A 1,081-nucleotide genomic window follows, 5' to 3' on the forward strand; every position below is an offset into this window, starting at 1 on the left:
CAGTGGCTGACCTCCGGCGGCCTTGGCACCATGGGCTTCGGCCTGCCAGCAGCGGTTGGCGCGGCGCTCGCCAACCCGGACCGTAAGGTGATCTGCTTCTCCGGTGACGGCAGCCTGATGATGAATATTCAGGAGATGGCGACGGCGGCCGAAAACCAGTTAGACGTCAAAATCATTCTGATGAACAACGAGGCGCTGGGTCTGGTACACCAGCAGCAGAGCCTGTTCTATAAGCAGGGCGTGTTTGCGGCGACCTATCCGGGGATGATCAACTTCATGCAGATTGCCGCTGGTTTTGGCCTGCACACCTGCGATCTGAACGCCGAAGAAGATGCCCACGCGGCGCTGCAGGCGGCGATTTCTCGCCCAGGACCGGCGCTGATCCACGTGCGTATCGACCCTGAACAAAAAGTGTATCCGATGGTGCCGCCGGGTGCGGCAAATACTGAGATGGTGGGAGAATAAGCCATGCAGAAACAACATGATAACGTCATTCTGGAACTCACCGTCCGCAACCACCCTGGCGTCATGACCCACGTCTGCGGGCTGTTTGCCCGCCGGGCATTTAACGTGGAAGGCATTCTCTGCCTGCCGATTCAGGGCAGCGAGCACAGCCGCATCTGGCTACTGGTCAACGACGACCAGCGTCTGGAGCAGATGATAGCGCAGATCGACAAGCTGGAAGACGTCACCAAAGTGGCGCGCAACCAGTCCGATCCCACCATGTTTAACAAAATTGCGGTGTTCTTCGAATAGATCGCTTAAGGTAAGCGTCTTTCGCTCTTGTAGGCCGGATAAGCGCAGCGCCATCCGGCTTTTTCAGACCGCAGGAACACACATGACCACCATCGCCCTTATTGACGACCACCTTATCGTCCGCTCTGGCTTTGCCCAGCTTCTCAACCTCGAACCGGATTTCCAGGTCGTGGCCGAGTTTGGCTCCGGTCGCGAGGCGCTGGCGGGCCTGCCGGGGCGCGGGGTGCAGGTCTGTATCTGCGATATCTCAATGCCGGATCTCTCCGGGCTTGAGCTGTTAAGCCAGCTGCCGAAAGGAATGGCGACCATTATGCTCTCGGTCCAC

General features: G+C 58.6%; 3 protein-coding genes. All 3 read left to right on the forward strand.

The genetic code is table 11. From position 1 onward, the window contains the following. Positions 1-465 (forward strand): thiamine pyrophosphate-dependent enzyme (locus DD606_RS25445; RefSeq protein ID WP_255573133.1); only part of this gene is annotated, 465 nt, incomplete at its 5' end. Between the two features lie 3 nt (positions 466-468). Then, positions 469-756 (forward strand): acetolactate synthase small subunit, encoded by a 288-nt coding sequence (gene ilvN / locus DD606_RS25450; protein WP_028014960.1) that lies wholly within the window; start codon positions 469-471, stop codon positions 754-756. A gap of 82 nt (positions 757-838) precedes the next feature. Next, positions 839-1,081, forward strand: a 243-nt coding sequence (locus DD606_RS25455; protein WP_129259513.1) for a response regulator, incomplete at its 3' end; no start/stop codon positions are given.

The organism is Enterobacter cloacae complex sp. GF14B (genome assembly GCF_004136805.1).
Classification (GTDB): Bacteria; Pseudomonadota; Gammaproteobacteria; order Enterobacterales; family Enterobacteriaceae; genus Enterobacter; species Enterobacter hormaechei_C.

What these genes read in the sequence shown, in the direction of transcription:
- ilvN (WP_028014960.1), top strand. Translation starts at nt 469, where the DNA reads ATGCAGAAACAACATGATAACGTCATTCTGGAACTCACCGTCCGCAAC.